The 17,308-nt window shown below is 70.6% G+C and carries 11 protein-coding genes; 2 read left to right on the top strand and 9 right to left on the bottom strand.

Annotation, left to right across the window (positions count from 1 at the left end; translation table 11 throughout):
- Positions 1-156 precede the first annotated feature (156 nt).
- Positions 157-669 carry a transcriptional regulator NrdR gene (nrdR, locus tag ACTWOL_RS27665; RefSeq protein WP_474299504.1) on the bottom strand — a complete coding sequence of 171 codons (513 nt, stop codon included), beginning with the start codon at positions 667-669 and terminating at the stop codon, positions 157-159.
- A gap of 607 nt (positions 670-1,276) precedes the next feature.
- Here nrdR and lexA point away from each other — a divergent pair.
- A complete protein-coding gene (lexA, locus tag ACTWOL_RS27660) occupies positions 1,277-1,996 on the top strand; it encodes a transcriptional repressor LexA (RefSeq protein WP_474301275.1) in 720 nt (239 codons plus the stop codon).
- A gap of 213 nt (positions 1,997-2,209) precedes the next feature.
- Here the strand turns inward: lexA and ACTWOL_RS27655 are convergent, their stop codons facing one another.
- From ACTWOL_RS27655 to ACTWOL_RS27640, 4 genes are all read right to left on the bottom strand, one after another.
- Positions 2,210-4,204, bottom strand: a complete 1,995-nt coding sequence (locus ACTWOL_RS27655; RefSeq protein ID WP_474299503.1) for an ATP-dependent DNA helicase — start codon at positions 4,202-4,204, stop codon at positions 2,210-2,212.
- Positions 4,205-4,370: 166 nt separating this feature from the next.
- Positions 4,371-5,183: a GNAT family N-acetyltransferase gene (locus ACTWOL_RS27650; RefSeq protein ID WP_474299502.1), complete on the bottom strand. Its 813-nt coding sequence runs from the start codon at positions 5,181-5,183 to the stop codon at positions 4,371-4,373.
- 97 nt (positions 5,184-5,280) lie between these two features.
- Positions 5,281-7,422, bottom strand: coding sequence for an IucA/IucC family protein (locus tag ACTWOL_RS27645; RefSeq protein WP_474299501.1), 2,142 nt, complete (start codon positions 7,420-7,422; stop codon positions 5,281-5,283).
- A gap of 40 nt (positions 7,423-7,462) precedes the next feature.
- Positions 7,463-8,833 carry a diaminobutyrate--2-oxoglutarate transaminase family protein gene (locus ACTWOL_RS27640; RefSeq protein WP_474299500.1) on the bottom strand — a complete coding sequence of 457 codons (1,371 nt, stop codon included), beginning with the start codon at positions 8,831-8,833 and terminating at the stop codon, positions 7,463-7,465.
- A 302-nt stretch (positions 8,834-9,135) separates the two neighbouring features.
- Between ACTWOL_RS27640 and ACTWOL_RS27635 the strand changes: the two genes are divergently transcribed.
- Positions 9,136-10,335: a trypsin-like serine peptidase gene (locus ACTWOL_RS27635; RefSeq protein ID WP_474299499.1), complete on the top strand. Its 1,200-nt coding sequence runs from the start codon at positions 9,136-9,138 to the stop codon at positions 10,333-10,335.
- Positions 10,336-10,476: 141 nt separating this feature from the next.
- On the opposite strand, the gene hflX is transcribed toward ACTWOL_RS27635, so the two are convergent.
- The 4 genes from hflX to dapF all read right to left on the bottom strand — a co-directional run bounded on the left by hflX (position 10,477) and on the right by dapF (position 17,226).
- Positions 10,477-11,883, bottom strand: coding sequence for a GTPase HflX (gene hflX / locus ACTWOL_RS27630; protein WP_474301274.1), 1,407 nt, complete (start codon positions 11,881-11,883; stop codon positions 10,477-10,479).
- A 375-nt stretch (positions 11,884-12,258) separates the two neighbouring features.
- The gene (locus ACTWOL_RS27625; RefSeq protein WP_474299498.1) at positions 12,259-13,713 is read right to left on the bottom strand and encodes a M1 family metallopeptidase; all 1,455 of its coding nucleotides are present in this window, start codon (positions 13,711-13,713) and stop codon (positions 12,259-12,261) included.
- Positions 13,714-13,996: 283 nt separating this feature from the next.
- On the bottom strand, positions 13,997-16,108 hold the full coding sequence (locus ACTWOL_RS27620; RefSeq protein WP_474299497.1) for a RelA/SpoT family protein: 2,112 nt from the start codon (positions 16,106-16,108) through the stop codon (positions 13,997-13,999).
- A 209-nt stretch (positions 16,109-16,317) separates the two neighbouring features.
- Positions 16,318-17,226 (bottom strand): diaminopimelate epimerase, encoded by a 909-nt coding sequence (dapF, locus tag ACTWOL_RS27615; RefSeq protein WP_474299496.1) that lies wholly within the window; start codon positions 17,224-17,226, stop codon positions 16,318-16,320.
- Positions 17,227-17,308: the final 82 nt, after the last annotated feature.

Genomic DNA, 17,308 nt, shown 5'->3' with positions numbered 1-17,308 from the left:
ATACGGGCGTAAACGCCCTGAAGTGCCCAGATCTTCCCGTGGCACAGTTTCTGTCTGATGCTCCGGACGTCGCGCCGCGCACAGCGTCCAGGGCAGGTTTCATGCCGCTTCCACAGCCGATCGCCGGCCTCTCCCCGGGCCGGTCCGGTCGATCGGTCAGTCGGCGGCCGCGACGGGCACCGGGACCTCGGTGGGGGAACCGGGCCCGCGTTCGTCTGCGGGCGGCCGCTGCTCGCGGAGCTCCGCGATGGCGGCCTCGAAGTCTTCGAGCGAGTCGAACGCTCGGTACACGGACGCGAAACGCAGGTACGCGACGAGGTCGAGCTCCTGCAGGGGACCGAGTATGGCCAGTCCCACGTCGTGGGTGGTCAGCTCGGCGCTGCCGGTGGCACGCACCGCCTCCTCGACACGCTGGCCGAGCTGGGCGAGGGCGTCCTCGGTGACCGGCCGTCCCTGGCATGCCTTGCGCACACCGGAGATGACCTTGGTACGGCTGAAGGGTTCGGTCACCCCGCTGCGCTTGATCACCATGAGCGAGGCGGTCTCGACCGTCGTGAACCGGCGGGAGCAGTCGGGGCACTGGCGGCGACGCCGGATGGACGTCCCGTCGTCGGTGGTCCGGCTGTCGACGACCCGGCTGTCAGGGTGCCTGCAGAAGGGGCAGTGCATGGTCCCAACCCTCCTTCACAGCACGACTGAATAGCCCGACAGGGCCGGCCGGCCCCCTCGAAGCAGCCACAAGCATAGGCGATCTCCCGACCCCTGGATGCCCGGGGACCACAACTTCTGGGTGGCCGCCACAATCCAACCACTAGATCTGGGGTTTGGGCGCCCGACACCCTCCAGAGCGTGTCGCGCGGCGCCGCACTGCGGACACAGCCGCCCGAGGCCGCATGACGTCCGAAAGGAAGGGCTGAACCCGCCCGCGACGAGCCTACGGGAGACACGCGGCTACCCGGATTCGGGGGCCGCGGATGACACACTGGAAGCACATACGGGTCCACCCGTGCGGCTCCACGCCGGACCGCGAGGGCCGGTGACGGTCATCGACCACCAGCCGCCGTCGCAGCCCGCCATATACACCTGGCCACGCGAAAACGTCCGGTCAATTGCGATTTTTCACTCGAACGTGTGTTTGGCGCAACCTTTCGAAAGCAACTACCGTTGTCCAGCTAGGGAGACCATCTCGAGAGGGGCCGACGTGACCACCACCGCAGACAGTGCCGCCATCACTGCCCAGGACCGCTCCCAGAACCGATTCGAGCCGGTGCATGCCATGAACGACGCAGCCACGACCCCCGAAGGGGCGGAACCCTCACGACCTACGCGTTCGCTGCCCGGTCGGCCCCCAGGGATTCGCGCGGACAGCTCCGGACTCACGGACCGGCAGCGCCGGGTCATCGAGGTCATTCGCGACTCCGTGCAGCGCCGCGGTTACCCGCCGTCGATGCGTGAGATCGGCCAGGCGGTGGGCCTGTCCAGCACGTCGTCCGTCGCTCACCAGCTGATGGCTCTGGAGCGCAAGGGATTCCTCCGCCGCGACCCCCACCGTCCCCGCGCCTACGAGGTACGGGGATCCGACCAGCCCGCCACTCAGCCGACGGACACCACCGGCAAGCCCGCCGCTTCCTATGTGCCACTGGTCGGACGGATCGCCGCCGGCGGGCCGATCCTCGCGGAGGAGTCGGTCGAAGACGTCTTCCCCCTCCCCCGGCAGCTCGTCGGTGACGGTGAGCTGTTCGTGCTGAAGGTCGTCGGCGACTCGATGATCGAGGCCGCGATCTGCGACGGCGACTGGGTGACCGTACGCCGTCAGCCGGTCGCGGAGAACGGTGACATCGTCGCGGCCATGCTGGACGGAGAGGCGACGGTCAAGCGCTTCAAGCGGGAGGACGGCCATGTCTGGCTGCTTCCGCACAATGCGGCCTACCAGCCGATCCCCGGCGACGAGGCCACGATCCTCGGCAAAGTGGTGGCGGTGCTTCGGCGGGTGTGATCCCACTCGTCGGCTCTGACCGGCCCCGGGACCCACTGCGCCGGTCCCGGGGCCCAACTGTGTACGGCTGCCATGTACGCGTGCCTCGTTATGCGCGCGCACTTTCGCCTGCGTACGTACGCCTCAACGACCGGCGGGGCCGATACTCCCGCCGGTCAGCGATGTGTGAGCTCGGGCCTCTTCGACCGCGGCGGCGGGCGACCTCCCGGCCCCCTACCGGCTCTCCGCTGTCGCCGCCTTATCGATGGCGGCAAGCGAACGACGCACCTGGTTACGGTCCGTCGTGTACCAGAAGTCGGGCAGTGAGGCACGCAGATAGCTTCCGTACCGTGCGGTGGCAAGACGCGGATCGAGCACCGCCACGACCCCACGATCCCCCGTCGCACGGACCAGTCGGCCCGCTCCCTGCGCCATCAGCAGCGCCGCATGCGTGGCCGCGACAGCCATGAAGCCATTACCGCCGCCCTCCTCCACGGCCTTCTGGCGAGCGCTCATGAGCGGATCGTCAGGGCGGGGGAAGGGGATGCGGTCCATCACCACCAGCTGACAGCTCGGCCCGGGAACGTCGACGCCCTGCCACAGCGAGAGGGTGCCGAACAGACAGGTCTCCGGGTCCGCGGCGAAGTTCTTGATCAGCTCACCGAGCGTCTCCTCGCCCTGGAGAAGGATGGGCTTGTCGAGCCGGCCGCGGAGCTCCTCCGCCGCCGCCTGGGCCGCCCGCATCGACGAGAACAGCCCGAGGGTCCGGCCACCGGCCGCCTCCACCAGCTCCGCCAGCTCCTCGAGCATGTCGCCCCGGCTGCCCTCGCGGCCCGGCGTGGCCAGATGACGGGCGACATACAGAATCCCCTGCTTCGGATAGTCGAAGGGAGAGCCGACATCGAGGCCCTTCCACACGGGAACGTCCTCGCCTCCCGTCCCCTCCGGGGCCAGTCCGAGCGAGGCTCCGACCCCGTTGAAGTCCCCGCCCAGTTTGAGCGTCGCCGAGGTCAGGACCACCGACCGGTCGGCGAAGAGCTTCTCGCGGAGCAGCCCGGACACCGAGAGCGGAGCGACGCGCAGGGAGGCACCGAAGCGGTCATGGCGCTCGTACCAGACGACGTCGTACTCGGAGCCGTTGGTGATGCGCTCGGCGACATCATGGATCGTCTCGACCGAGGCGAGTGCCTGCTTGCGCACGGCGTCCTCGTCCTGCACGGACTTGTCCCGGGTGGCCCCGAGCGCGGAGATGACCGTGCGAGCGGCGTCACGCAACGCCATCAGCGCATATCCGAGGTCCTCCGGGATTTCCTCGATGCGGCCGGGAAGCGCGAGCTCCATCAGTCGCTCGAACCCTTCGGCCGCTGTCTGCAGCTGGTCGGCCGCCTTCTCGTTGACCAGCTTGGCCGCCCGGCGGACGGCGCGGTTGACCTGGCCCGGAGTGAGCTCGCCCGTGGCGACGCCCGTCACCCGGGACACCAGCTCATGCGCCTCGTCGACGATCAGGACCTCATGCTGCGGCAGCACCGGAGCGCCCTCGATCGCGTCGATGGCGAGCAGCGCATGATTCGTCACCACGACATCGGCGAGCTTGGCGCGCTCCCTCGCCATCTCGGCGAAGCATTCGGCGCCGTAGGCGCACTTGCTCGCGCCCAGGCACTCACGCGAGGAAACGGACACCTGCGACCAGGCGCGGTCGGAAACACCCGGAGTGAGATCGTCGCGATCCCCCGTCTCGGTCTCGTCCGACCAGTCCCTGAGGCGCAGCAGATCCTGGCCCAGCTTGCTCGAGGGCCCGGCCGAGGCGGTGCCCGCCGCGGTGTGGGCCTCGAAGGGGTCGAAGAGCCCTTCCCCGTCGTCCTGCGGCACGCCCTCGTGCAGCCGGTGCAGGCACAGATAGTTGGACCGTCCCTTGAGCATCGCGAACTCCGGACGGCGACGAAGCAGCGGATGCAGGGCGTCCACCGTCCTGGGGAGATCGCGCTCCACGAGCTGTCGCTGCAGCGCGAGTGTCGCCGTGGCGATCACCACCCGCTCCCCGTGGGCGAGCGCCGGCACCAGGTAGCCGAGGGACTTTCCGGTGCCCGTGCCGGCCTGGACGAGCAGGTGGGAGCTGTCGTCGACAGCTGCGGCCACGGACTCGGCCATGGCGACCTGGCCAGGCCGCTCCACCCCGCCGACGGCGGTGACAGCGGCGTGGAGGAGCTCGGAGAGGGATGGCTTCGTCATAGACCGTCCACCCTACGGTGCACCACTGACACCCCGCTCATGTAGTCCTTCATCGCAAGGCCGGCGACCTGTCGGAGTCTGCGGAGGCGGAGGACCGCGGCACGGGGACACCTCGCATGGGAACCGATGCGGAGCGAGTGGTGTATCGAATGCAGCGGGTCGTCGTTCACAGCAGCGCGCCCAGTGTGCGTTCGCGAACCATGAGCGCGGCTCGCTTGCCGGGGAGTTCGACCTCGGCCGAGAAGCGGAAGCCTGCGCTCAGGAAGGCGGAGACAGATGGGCTGTTGCGCAGATCAGGTTCGGCCACGACCCGTGCACAGCGGGGGCGGTTGTCGAGGACGAGTCCGGCAACGGCCCGGAGCAGTGCCGTGCCCACACCGCGTCCTCGGTCGCCGACGCCTCCGATCAGCAGATGCACACCGGTGTCGTGCGGACGGGCGGGATAGTGGCGGGCGAGGGTGTCGAGATCGGCTCGGTAGATCTCGAAGTAGCTCATGGGCGCGCCGTCGAGGACACCGAGACAGGGGATGCTGCGGCCGTCACCCTCCAGCTGGGAGCGAAGGTGGGCACGGGTGACCGCTTCCGGACCGGCCAGTTCCCAGAAGGCCGCGACGGCGGGGTCGTTCATCCAGTGACTGATCAGGCGTAGGTCGCGCTCGATGTGGACGGGCAGGAGACGGAACGGGCCGAACGGCGTGCCGGCGGTCCCCCAGTCGTGCAGATCGTCGAGCAGATGCTCACAGTGGTGCGCCCCCAGCGCGGGGGGCACACCATTGCGTGCGTCGGGGGGCCATGCGCCGTTGCATGCGTCCGGCGCGTCCGGGGGCTTCGTATCGGGCCGGTCTGTCCCAAGGAGGGACAGGAGTTCCTCGGGCAGCCGCAGATCGAGGGTGTCCTCGGGCCCCCCGCCGGTGTGTGGAGCGGGGGGACCCGGGTCGCCGACAGGTCCGGTGCCGGTGCTCGATTCGGTGGGAGGCATGGGGCTCTCCTCTCGGCGATGCGCCCCGGCGGTCCCGGCCGCCGCGGACCGAACGGGTGCGGCGGGCGGCTCTGGGGTGCGGGACGGGCGAAGTCCTTCAGGAGTGGAGGGGGTTGGCGATGGTGACGTAGACGGACTGGGTGTCCACGGGACCGACGAGCTCGTCGAGGCCGTGGAGGCGGGTGAGCAGATTCGCCTTGCAGCGCAGGGTGCGGGCTTCCAGTAGCAGGGCCGGCAGGGGCGAGCCGAGGCCCCTGGCAGAGCCGAGGAACCGGCGGAAGGCGGCCATGAGGACGCGTTCCTCGGCGAGGCCCTGTGCTCCGAAGGCGCCGATCAGACCGAGGACGTTGTTGATGCCCAGGTAGTAGGCGAAGCGTTCGTCGGTGACGTCGTCGCTGACGAAGGTGTCGCTCGCCTCGCCGATGCCGGGAAGTCTGTGCTGCAGTGCTGCGCGGTGGGACTCGCGGAAGTAGTAGCCCTGGTTGTCCCGGTAGCGGCCGCCGACCGGCCAGCCTTCGGGGTCGACGATCACCAGCGTGTTCTGCTGGTGGGCTTCGAGGGCGATGCCCGCCGTGCCGTCCAGCCAGAGCACCGGACGTACGACGTACTGGAGATAACGCAGGAACCACTCGGCGCACACAGCGCCGACGGGCCTGCCCGAGCGGGCGGACAGCCGGTGCACGATGTCGGCGAGTCGCGAGCGCATCCGTGATCGGCCGGGCCAGGGCCGTGGTGCGGTGAGTCCGGCGACGCAGACGGCGTCGTCACCTGGACCGAAGGGGTTGTGTCGCAGCACCACGTCGAGCCCGGGGACAGCTTCGCCGTCCTGGCCGTCGACGGCCAGCCAGGCCGGATCGCGGACGATGTCGAAGCCGGGGTGGACGGTGCGCCACTGATCGGCCAGTCCGCTGCGCAGGAGGCGGTGGACCTCCACTCCGCGGTGGAGCTCCTTGCGGAGGTTCTCCCTGCGGGAGTTGGTGATCCGTACCCCGAGGGACAGCTTGAGCATGGCCGGTGCGCCCGAGCGGTGGACGGTCCGTACCGACGAGGTGGGGTGCCAGGCCTCGCCAAGGGCCCCGAGATCGTGCAGCAGACCGGCCTCGAGGAGCGCGGCGACGGCGGGCCGCCCGGTCACCTCGCGTGCCTGCCATGGATGGAGTGGCAACGGGACCGTGCCCGGGGGCAGTGGGAACTCGCCGGCGAGCCGGGCGAGGAGCTGCTCGGCCGCGACGATGCGGCCGTGCTCGGTCCAGGCGGAGTCGGTGGCCAGGATGCTGCGGTCGACGGCCATCCAGTGGAGCGGGAAGGAGCCGTGCAGCTCGGGCGAGTAGAGGCGGTTCTCGGCTTCCGAGAGACCTTCCCGGCTCTTGGGCGTGGGGTGCAGTGGGTGGCCGAGGACCAGCGACTGTTCGGCGGTGAGGAACGCGTCGGCATCGGGCTGGGGGCCGGGACGCAGCCTGCGGTCGGCGATGAAGTCGGCGGTACGGCGCAGGGAGTCGGCGACCCTGCCGACGAGATCGGCTCCTTCGGAGCGGCGGGCCGCGCCGCGCGGGAGGCGGTCGGTGCCCGGGTGGTGCGGGGGCTCTTCCGTGGCGCTCCCGCCCTGCTCCCGGGTGAGCAGCGCTGCCACGGTGACGGCGTCCGCCGGGGGCGCGTCGCGGGGCGCGCCGGCCAGGTCCGGGGCGCCGAAGCGGTGCCAGCCCGTAGCCGACCAGTAGCGCACGGGGACGAGCAGTGCGGTACCGCTCGCGGGGAGGGGGATGCACAGCATGTCGCCGTCGGGGCGTGGAAGATCGTTCTCCCTGACCCAGCAGCGCAGCAGGTTCTCGGTCGCGGCCGCATCGGCGGCGGCAGCCGGGGCGGGGTGGTCCAGCGGATCGGACTCGCCCGACGGACCGGCGTCACGCCCCGCCTCGGTTTCGCCCCACCGATCGGCCGCGGACGACGGAGCCCCCGCGGCCGGTTCGTCTGTCCCCGTCGGTGCTTCCCCGTCGCGCAGCAGGCTGGGGCAGCCGAGTGCGCCGGGTGCGGCGACACCGGCCCGGAGCACACCGGGGGGTGCCTCCGCGGCCACGGATGTGTGGGGATCCAGCTGTAGCCCCCCGGGCTGCCGGGGCAGGCCGCAGGGCTCGGCCGAGAGGGAATCGTGTGTCCCGCCCTGTGCTCCTGTTCGGGCGACGGCCGGGCCGTCGGGCTCGGAAGCGCCGGAAGCGCCTGGGGCGACGGGGGTGGGGTTCACAGAGGACTTCCTTGTGCTGTCGTCGTGCTGTCGTCCGGGATCAGTGAGACGGCTCGGTGTCGTAACGCCGGTGGAGGGAGCCTTCGGCCGCGGTCAGGGCGTCGGCGAAGCGGTCGAGTACCGCGGCGGCCTGTTCGTCGGTGAGGGTGAGCGGAGGCAGCAGCCGGACGACGCCCGCGTGACGCCCGCCGAGTTCCACGATGAGTCCGCGGCGCAGGCATTCCTGCTGGACCGCGGCGGCGAGCCCGGGAGCGGGCGGCGGAGTGTCGGCGCCCGGGTCGTCGGTGTCCGGCTCGACGAGCTCCACGCCGATCATCAGGCCTCGGCCGCGTACGTCACCGATACAGCGGTGTGTCGCCGCCAGCCCCTGGAGCTGCCCGAGCATCCGCGCTCCGAGTGTGGCGGCGCGTTCGGCGAGACCGTGCTCGCGGACGTAGGCGAGTGTGGCCGCGCCCGCCGCCATGGCGAGCTGGTTGCCGCGGAACGTACCGGCGTGCGCTCCCGGCTGCCAGGCGTCGAGGTCGCGGTGGTACACGATCACGGCCAGCGGGAGCGAGCCGCCGATGGCCTTGGACAGCACCATCACGTCGGGGGTGATTCCGCTGTGCTCGACGGCCCAGAAGGCGCCGGTACGTCCGACGCCGGTCTGCACCTCGTCGGCGATCAGCGGGATGGAACGGCGGGCGGTGATGTCCCGCATGCGCCGCATCCAGGCGTCCGGCGCGGGGATGACCCCGCCCTCGCCCTGCACCGGCTCGAGAATCAGACCGGCCGGAGCGGGGACGCCTCCCTTGGGGTCGTCGAGCAGGCTCTCGGTCCAGCGGGCCGACAGTTCGGCGCCCCGCTCACCGCCGATCCCGAACGGGCAGCGGTAGTTCTGCGGGTACGGAAGCCGGGTCACGCGAGCCTCGGTCGCGCCGCCCGAGGCGTCGAGCGCTCCTGCGGTCATGCCGTGGTACGCGCCGGTGAAGGCGAGCAATCCCGAACGGCCGGTCGCGGTGCGGACCAGCTTGATGGCCGCTTCGACCGCGTCGCTGCCCGCCGGCCCGCAGAACTGGATGCGGGCGTTGTCGGCGAGCCGGCGCGGCAGGGTGGCGAACAGCTCGGTGATGAACGCGTCCTTGACGGGGGTGGCGAGGTCGAGCACATGGAGCGGCGCTCCCGAGTCCAGCACCTTCCTGATGGCTTCCAGGACGACGGGATGGTTGTGGCCGAGGGCGAGAGTGCCGGCACCGGAGAGGCAGTCCAGGTAGCGGCGGCCGTCCGCGCCCTCGATCGTCAGTCCCCTGGCCCGTACGGGAACGATGGGGAGCGAGCGCGCATACGTACGGGCCGCGGATTCCCGGAGCGACTGCCGACGCAGGATCCCCTCGTGCGCGGCGGGCTGCGCCGCCGGGGCTGGTTCGCTCACGGCCACGTCCAAGGGTCCTCCTGCTGTCACGGTTGCGGCCACACCGGTGCGGAGCTCCTCCACCGCGCGCCGCGGGGCTGCCCGACCTCGCCTCCCCCGCCCGTACCAACGACGGCGAAACGCATGGATCACGGTCATTTGGAAGATCATTGCGGTCGGGAACCGGGCCCCCGCTCCCTGCCGTCCCCATGGGCACCGGCATAGTGGGGGCCGCACTCGGCTGGCACGGCTATCGCCTTGACGTGCTACGGAAGTTCGTCCCGGCAACCACGCAACTCATGAAGTCCCAGGGGGATCACGACATGCGACTCAATCGCCCGACCTTCGCAGAACGCCGTGGGAGGAGCGCCGGTCGCAGAACTCCGGTGCTGGCGGCGGCCGCTCTCGCGGCGTCGGTCGCACTCACGGCCACGGCCTGCGGCCCGAGCGAGGACAACACGGGTGGCAGCCCCACCGCCGCCGCCTCTTCCAACGGCAAGATCACCATCCCGGACGATCTCAAGGACCGGCTCAAGGAGCACGGGATCGACCTGGACAAGTGGAAGAACGGCGAGTGGAAGAACTGGGACAAGGAGACCTGGCTGCGCGAGGCCAAGGACTACGTCAACCCCATCATCGAGGGCCTCTGGGACGCGGACCGGATGCGGGACGCCGAACAGCCCGACAAGCCGGTCGGGGAGGATGTCTCCGGTGACGACGGGAAGACCGACCCGACGCCGGACCCCGTTCGCGCGCGCCCGGTGAGCACCCCGTACCACGAGAACGTCCCCGAGGCGGGCAAGGTCCTGTTCGACGGCCCCCAGGGGACGATGGTCTGTTCCGCCACCGTCGTGAAGGACCCGGCCAACCCCGGCAAGTCCAACATGGTGTGGACCGCGGGCCACTGTGTGCACGCGGGCAAGGACGGCGGCTGGTACCGCAACATCGTCTTCGTCCCGTCGTACAACAACAAGGCCAAGGCGGCCGGTGCCACGCGCAAGGAGATCGCTCCCTACGGTGTGTGGTGGGGTGACTGGGCCCAGACCAGCGACCAGTGGCTCTCGCAGGGCGCGGCAACCGGCGGCAAGGGCGCCCCGTACGACTTCGCGGTGATCCATGTGACGCCGGAGAAGGGCGGGAACGGCAAGTCCCTTGAGGAGACGGTCGGTTCGGCGCTCCCGGTCGACTTCAACGCCCCGGCCGTGTCCAAGATCGCCGATATGACGGCGACGGGCTACCCGGCGGCACCTCCGTTCGACGGTGAACGGATGTTCCAGTGCAAGGACAAGCCGGGCCGGCTGTCGATCGAGGCTCGGCAGCCGACGATGTACCGCATAGGGTGCACGATGACCGGCGGTTCCTCGGGCGGTGGCTGGGTCGCCAAGGGCCGGGACGGCAAGCCCGCCCTGGTGTCGAACACCTCCATAGGCCCGGTGTCTGCCGGGTGGCTGGCCGGCCCCCGTCTGGGTCCGGAGGCCAAGGGCGTCTACGAGGCGGTCAGCAAGAAGTTCGCGGGCCGCTAGAACGAAAGGCCTACGGGCCTGTCCGGGCGACATCGCATGATGAAGGCCCGCCCTCCTGGGCGGGCCTTCATCGTTGCGAACCTCGTCCGAAGCCGCTGCGCGATGGTGTCCGCGCCGTGCGCCCGGGCCGCCTGACTGGGGTCAGCGCGTCGCGGGAGCGTACGGCCCCAGGGCCGCCGCCAGTTCCTCGTGGACGCGTGCCTTGAGCAGGGTGCCCTCGAAGGTGTGCTCCTCGGAGATCACCTCACCGTCGGCGTGGACCCGAGAGACCAGCGCACCTTGTGTGTACGGCACCAGGGCCTCGATCTCGACCTTGGGCCGGGGCAGTTCGGCGTCGATCAGCTCCAGCAGCTCGCCGATTCCCCTTCCGGTGCGGGCCGACACCGCGAGTGCGTGCCGCTCGATCCGCATCAGGCGCTGGAGGACCAGCGGATCGGCGGCGTCCGCCTTGTTGATCACCACGATCTCGGGCACGTCGACGGCGCCGACCTCGCGGATGACCTCGCGCACTGCGGCGAGCTGCTCCTCCGGGGCGGGATGCGAACCGTCCACCACATGCAGGATCAGATCGGACTGGCCGACCTCCTCCATGGTCGAACGGAACGCCTCGACGAGGTGGTGGGGCAGATGCCGGACGAATCCCACGGTGTCCGCCAGCGTATACAGCCTGCCGCTCGGGGTCTCGGCCCGTCGCACGGTCGGGTCCAGCGTGGCGAACAGGGCGTTCTCCACCAGGACACCGGCGCCGGTGAGCCGGTTGAGCAGGGACGACTTGCCTGCGTTGGTGTACCCGGCGATCGCGACGGAGGGCACCTTGTTGCGCCGGCGCTCCTGGCGCTTGATCTCGCGGCCGGTCTTCATCTCCGCGATCTCCCGGCGCATCTTCGCCATCTTCTCGCGGATCCGGCGCCGGTCCGTTTCGATCTTGGTCTCACCGGGGCCTCGGGTGGCCATACCGCCACTGCCGCCGCCCATCTGCCGGGAAAGCGACTGGCCCCAGCCTCGCAGCCTGGGCAGCATGTACTGCATCTGGGCCAGGGCCACCTGCGCCTTGCCCTCCCGGGACTTGGCGTGCTGGGCGAAGATGTCCAGGATCAGGGCGGTGCGGTCGACCACCTTGACCTTGACGACATCCTCGAGATGGATCAGCTGGCCCGGGCTGAGCTCACCGTCGCAGATGACGGTGTCGGCTCCGGTTTCGAGGACGATGTCCCGCAGTTCGCTCGCCTTGCCCGAGCCGATGTAGGTGGCCGGGTCCGGCTTGTCGCGGCGCTGGATGACGCCGTCGAGCACGAGCGCACCCGCCGTCTCGGCGAGCGCCGCGAGCTCCGCCAGGGAGTTCTCCGCGTCCTGTACGGTCCCCGAGGTCCAGACGCCGACGAGCACCACGCGCTCCATCCGGAGCTGGCGGTACTCGACCTCGGTGACGTCCTCGAGCTCGGTGGAGAGGCCGGCCACTCGCCGCAGTGCCGCACGGTCGGAGCGGTCGAACTGGTCGCCGTCCCTTGCTCCGTCGATCTCGTGGCTCCAGGCGACGTCCTCTTCCATCAGGGCATCGGCCCGAAGGCTCTCGGTGCGGTGGGTGTCCGCGAAGCTCTGTGCGTCAGTGGAAGGGGATGAAGAGGAGGTCATTGGATCCTTAACGTCGATGAGAAACGATGAGCAACAGCGTACGGAACGTACGCCCCGCATCCGTCACAACACGTGACCGCCGGGATCAATTCCCGAAGGGAACCGGGGCGAGCCCCGGACCCGCACGGGTCCAGGAGGTCACGCTGGGGCTTCCGGTCGGCGCCACCGCCGACCTGTCGATAGTCGCACGGTGCCGCCGCGGCCGTCACCCCGGTTTCCGGGCGATCGGCACCGTTCCCACCGGCTTCCGGCGGGCCGTACCGATCGCTCGGCCCCCCGGCCCGCCCCGGGCTACCGTGCCGGTTTCGGGGCATCGCTGCGCCAGTCGGGGTGGCCGGGCATGGCCGGTGTCTTCTCGCCGTAGAGCCATTCCGTGAAGAAGGCGGACAGATCGCGGCCCGAGATCTGCGACGCCAGCCGCACGAAGTCCGACGTCGTCGCGTTGCCGTCCCGGTAGCGGGCCACCCATGCGCGCTCCAGCAGCTCGAACGCGGTGGTGCCGATCTCCTGCCTCAGTGCGTACAGCACCAGCGCGCTGCCGTTGTAGACGACCGGACGGAAGATCCCCAGCTGCTGGTCCGGGTTCCCTGGCTTGGGCGCCGCCGGGGGACCACCCGCCGCGCGCCAGCCGTCCGAGCGGGTGTAGGCCAGACGCATCCGCTGCTCCAGCGACTGTTTGCCGCGCTCTTCGGCGTGCAGGGCCTCGTACCAGGTGGCATGCCCCTCGTTCAGCCAGAGATCCGCCCAGCGTACGGGGGTGACGCTGTCCCCGAACCACTGGTGGGCCAGCTCGTGAACCATGATCGATTCGACGTACCACTCGGGGCGGTCACGGCGAGTGAACAGCGACCGCTCGAACAGGGACAGGGTCTGGGTCTCGAGCTCGAACCCGGTGTCGGCTCCGGCGATCAGCAGTCCGTACGTCTCGAACGGGTAGGGCCCGACCTTGCTCTCCATCCACTCGATGTGCCCCGGAGTCCGCTCGAGCCAGGGTTCGAGCAGTGTCCGGTCGGCCGTCGGTACGACGTCCCGCAGGCGCAGACCGTGCGGCCCGGGACGGTCGACGACCGTCGAGGAGCCGATGGCGACCTGGGCGAGTTCGGTCGCCATCGGGTGCCGGGAGCGGTAGGTCCAGGTCGTGTTCTCACCGGTGGCGGTCTTCGACACCAGTAGTCCGTTGGCCACGGCCGTCAGCTCGGACGGGGCGGTGACACGGAAGGTGAATCGCGCCTTGTCGGCCGGGTGGTCGTTGCAGGGGAAGACCCGGTGGGCGGCGTCGGCCTGATTGGCCATCGCCAGCCCGTCGGAAGTCCTGAGCCAGCCGCCCACCCCCTTCTTGCCGTTCGGGTCACTCGTATGGGTCACGGTGATGTCCAGCCGGCGTCCCGCCGCCACCGGATGCGCCGGGGTGACCACGAGGTCCTCGCCTGCGGTCGTGAACTCGGCGCTGCTGCCGTTGACTCGTACCTTCGTGACGGTGCCGTGGGTGAAGTCGAGGTTGATCCGTTCCAGGCGCTCGGTGGTACGGGCGTCGATCTTCGTGACGGCGTCCAGCGGAGTGCTGTTCGAGCCGCCGTAGCTGAACGCGAGATCGTAGGCGAGCACGTCGTACCCGGGGTTGCCCAGGTGCGGGAAGAGCGGGTCACCGATGCCGAGCGGCACGGGTGCGGGTGGGGCGGATGCCAGCAGGGTGGCCGAGGCCGCGGCGAGCAGCACGGCCCGCAGGCGTCGTGAGGTGTGCAGCATGCACCACCGCTACCAGCGCGGTGTGCCCGCGGTGTGCGTGTACGGCGACGGCGCGCGCCGTACCCACTCGAACGGACTTCGGTGTGGGTGCCGGGGGCCCGGTCCTAGGGGGTTTCTGATGGATCTCCGTGGAGGAAGGAGCGGCGTCCGGTGCGTGCTCTCGGCGTGCCGGCCAGCCCTCGTACTGGACGTACTTGGGCTTTCGGCCGGTGCGGCGAGAGTGAGTGCCGGGCGTCGCGACGCCACGGAGATCCGTCAGAAGCCCCCTAGTGCTGTGGCTCGCTCAGGTGGCCGCGGGGTGCTGGGCCCGGTTCACGTCGTACACCCCGGCGACATCGCGCATGGCCCGCATCAGTGCGGGAAGTCCCGCGGCGTCCGGGAGCTGCAGCGTGTAGGTGTGCCGTACCCGCTGCTCGCTCGGCGGCTCCACGACGGCGGAGACGATCGCGGCGCCGGCCGTCGCGATGACCTCGGTGAGATCCGCGAGCAGCCGTGGCCGTCCGAAGGATTCGACGACGAGAGTGACCCGGCATTCCCCGGCGTCGCCCCAGCGCACTCCTACGGGCTCCCGCCCGAGGCCGCGCATCCGGACCACGGCCGGGCACTCGGACCGGTGGACGGTGACCGTGCCGCCGCGCACCGTGAATCCGGTGACCGCATCGGGTGGTACGGGGGTGCAGCAGCCCGCGAGGCGTACCGGCGCCTCGGGCAGGTCGGTCACGGCGTTTGCTGCGGCGCGGCGGCCGGCGGTGACGGCGGCAGGCGCCCGGGGGGCCGAGGCCGTGGGTTTCGCGCCCTCCGGGTGGTCGGCGACCCAGCTGGTGATCGCGATCCGGGCGGCCGGAGTGCGGGCGTGGTCGAGCCAGTCGGGCGAGGGCCCGGACGCGGCGTCCTGGGCGAGCAGCAGCTGCACGGTGTCACCGTCGCCGAGCTTCGTACCGAGGGTGGCGAGCCGGCCGTTGACGCGGGCGCCGATGCAGGCGTGTGCCTCCTCCCCGTACTGCGCGTACGCGGCGTCCACGCAGCTCGCCCCGGCGGGCAGGCCCAGGGTGCCGCCGTCGGCGCGGAAGACGGTGATCTCACGGTCCTCTGCCAGATCCGCCTGGAGTGAGGTCCAGAAGGTGTCCGCGTCGGGGGCGGACTCCTGCCATTCGAGCAGCCGGGACAGCCAGCCGGGGCGCGTGGGGTCGGCACGCTCGCCGTCGGTCTGGTCGGAGGGGTCCGTCTGCCGAGCGGCGTCCGTCTCGGGGCCGTCGGCAGGCGCCGCGTAGGGGTTCCCGAGGGCGATGACTCCCGCCTCGGCGACGTTGTGCATCTGGTGGGTGCGGATGAGGATTTCCGCCACGGCTCCCCCGGGCCCGGCGACCGCGGTGTGCAGCGACTGGTACAGGTTGAACTTGGGGGCGGCGATGAAGTCCTTGAACTCCGAGATCAGCGGCGTGAAGCAGGTGTGCAGCTCGCCGAGTACGGCATAGCAGTCGGCGTCCTCGCCGACGAGCACGAGAAGCCGGCCGAAGTCCGTGCCGCGCAGTTCGCCGCGCTTGAGGCGGACGCGGTGCACGGAGACGAAGTGCCGTGGTCTGATGAGGACTTCGGAGGGGATACCGGCTTCGCGCAGCACGGTGCGCACCCGTTCGGCGATGGCGTCAAGGGCGTCGACGGCATCGGCGTTGTCGGCGATGAGGGCGCGGGTGCGTTCGTACTCGTCGGGATGGAGGATGGCGAAGACCAGGTCCTCCAGCTCGGTCTTGAGGGCCTGTACACCGAGCCTCTCGGCGAGCGGGATCAGTACGTCCCGGGTCACCCGTGCGATACGGGCCTGCTTGTCGGGGCGCATGACGCCAAGGGTGCGCATGTTGTGCAACCGGTCGGCCAGTTTGATCGACATGACCCGCACGTCGCTTCCAGTGGCGACGAGCATCTTGCGGAAGGTCTCGGGTTCGGCCGCGGCCCCGTAGTCGACCTTCTCCAGTTTGGTGACGCCGTCCACGAGATAGCAGACCTCGTCGCCGAACTCGGCCCGTACCTGCTCGAGTGTCACCTCGGTGTCCTCGACGGTGTCGTGGAGCAGGGAAGCCGTCAGGGTCGTGGTCTCCGCGCCCAGTTCGGCGAGGATCAGGGTCACGGCCAGCGGATGGGTGATGTACGGCTCGCCGCTCTTGCGGAGCTGGCCGCGGTGCGAGGACTCGGCGAGGACGTATGCCTTGCGCAGGATGGCGAGGTCGGCGTCGGGGTGGTGGGCGCGGTGGGCTTCGGCGACATGGCTGATCGCGTCGGGCAGCCGGTCCCGCGCCGTCGGGCCGAGCAGTGCGGCACGGCCCAGCCGACGAAGGTCGAGTCTGGGGCCGCGGCGCCGGCGACTGGGGGCACCAGGGCCCGGGGCCTCTGCGCTCATGGGGCACCTCCGGCAACGTCGACCGGCGGTGGGACGGGCAGGCTTGCCCTCCGGGCCGGTGCTTGATGCTACCGAGCCCACCACGTGGCGGAGTCGAGCTCTCGCCGAGCGTGAAACGGATCACCCATTCGAGCGAAGCTCGGTAGGACTGCCGTTTGTGTCGCACCACCCGCGCGTGCGCCGGCGGTGCGTGGCACCAGGAGGTGCCGTCAGTCGCCGGTCAGCAGGGCGGGGGCGATGCGCCCCTCGGCGACGATCACCGCGGGGCCGGTCATCTCGATCTCGCCGTCCGCGCGCTCGGTGATCACCAGGGTGCCGCCCGGGACGTCGACGGTGTACGTCACGGACGCGCCGGTCCCGGCGGGGTCGACGCCGTCGCGCCGAGCCGCGGCCACGGCGACCGCGCACGCGCCGGTACCGCAGGAGCGGGTCTCCGCCGCGCCCCGCTCGTGGACACGCATCGCGACGTGCCGCGGGCCGCGGTCCACCACGAACTCGATGTTCACTCCGTCCGGATACACGCCCGCGGGGGCGAACGGCGGGGGCGAGAACAGAGGGCCGGCGTGGTCGAGGTCCTCCACGAACACCACGGCGTGCGGATTGCCCATGTTCACATTGCGGGCCGGCCAGCTGCGGCCGTCCACGCTGACCGTGACCCCGTCCTCGGGGAGCCGGGCGCGGCCCATGGCGACGGTGATGTCCCCCGGGCTGTCGCTGCCGGGCTCCGCCTTGGCGAGGTGGACCTGCTTGACTCCGGAGCGGGTGGCGACCGGGACGTCCCCCGCGGTCACCAGACCGGCGTGCTCCAGATAGCGGACGAAGACGCGGACGCCGTTGCCGCACATCTCGGCGACGGATCCGTCGGCGTTGCGGTAGTCCATGAACCACTCGGCCCGGTCGGCCATCGCACGAGCCTCGGGATGAGAGGCGGAGCGCACGACCCTCAGCAGCCCGTCCCCGCCGATCCCGGCCCGGCGGTCGCACAGTCGGGCAACGGTGGCCGGGGACAGGTCGATGACGCCGTCGGGATCGGGAACGATCACGAAGTCGTTCTCGGTGCCGTGGCCCTTGAGGAATACGGGCGACGTCACGTTTGGGCTGGTCTGTGCTGAGCTCACGGGGTCAATCGTACGGTCCGGGTACGACATCGCGACCGGCGGTTCTGGCAGAACCTCCGTCCGGCAGCCCGGCAGCCGGCGG

This window comes from Micromonospora sp. IBHARD003 (assembly GCF_056106285.1).
This window is presented reverse-complemented; position numbering and strand designations above follow the sequence as displayed.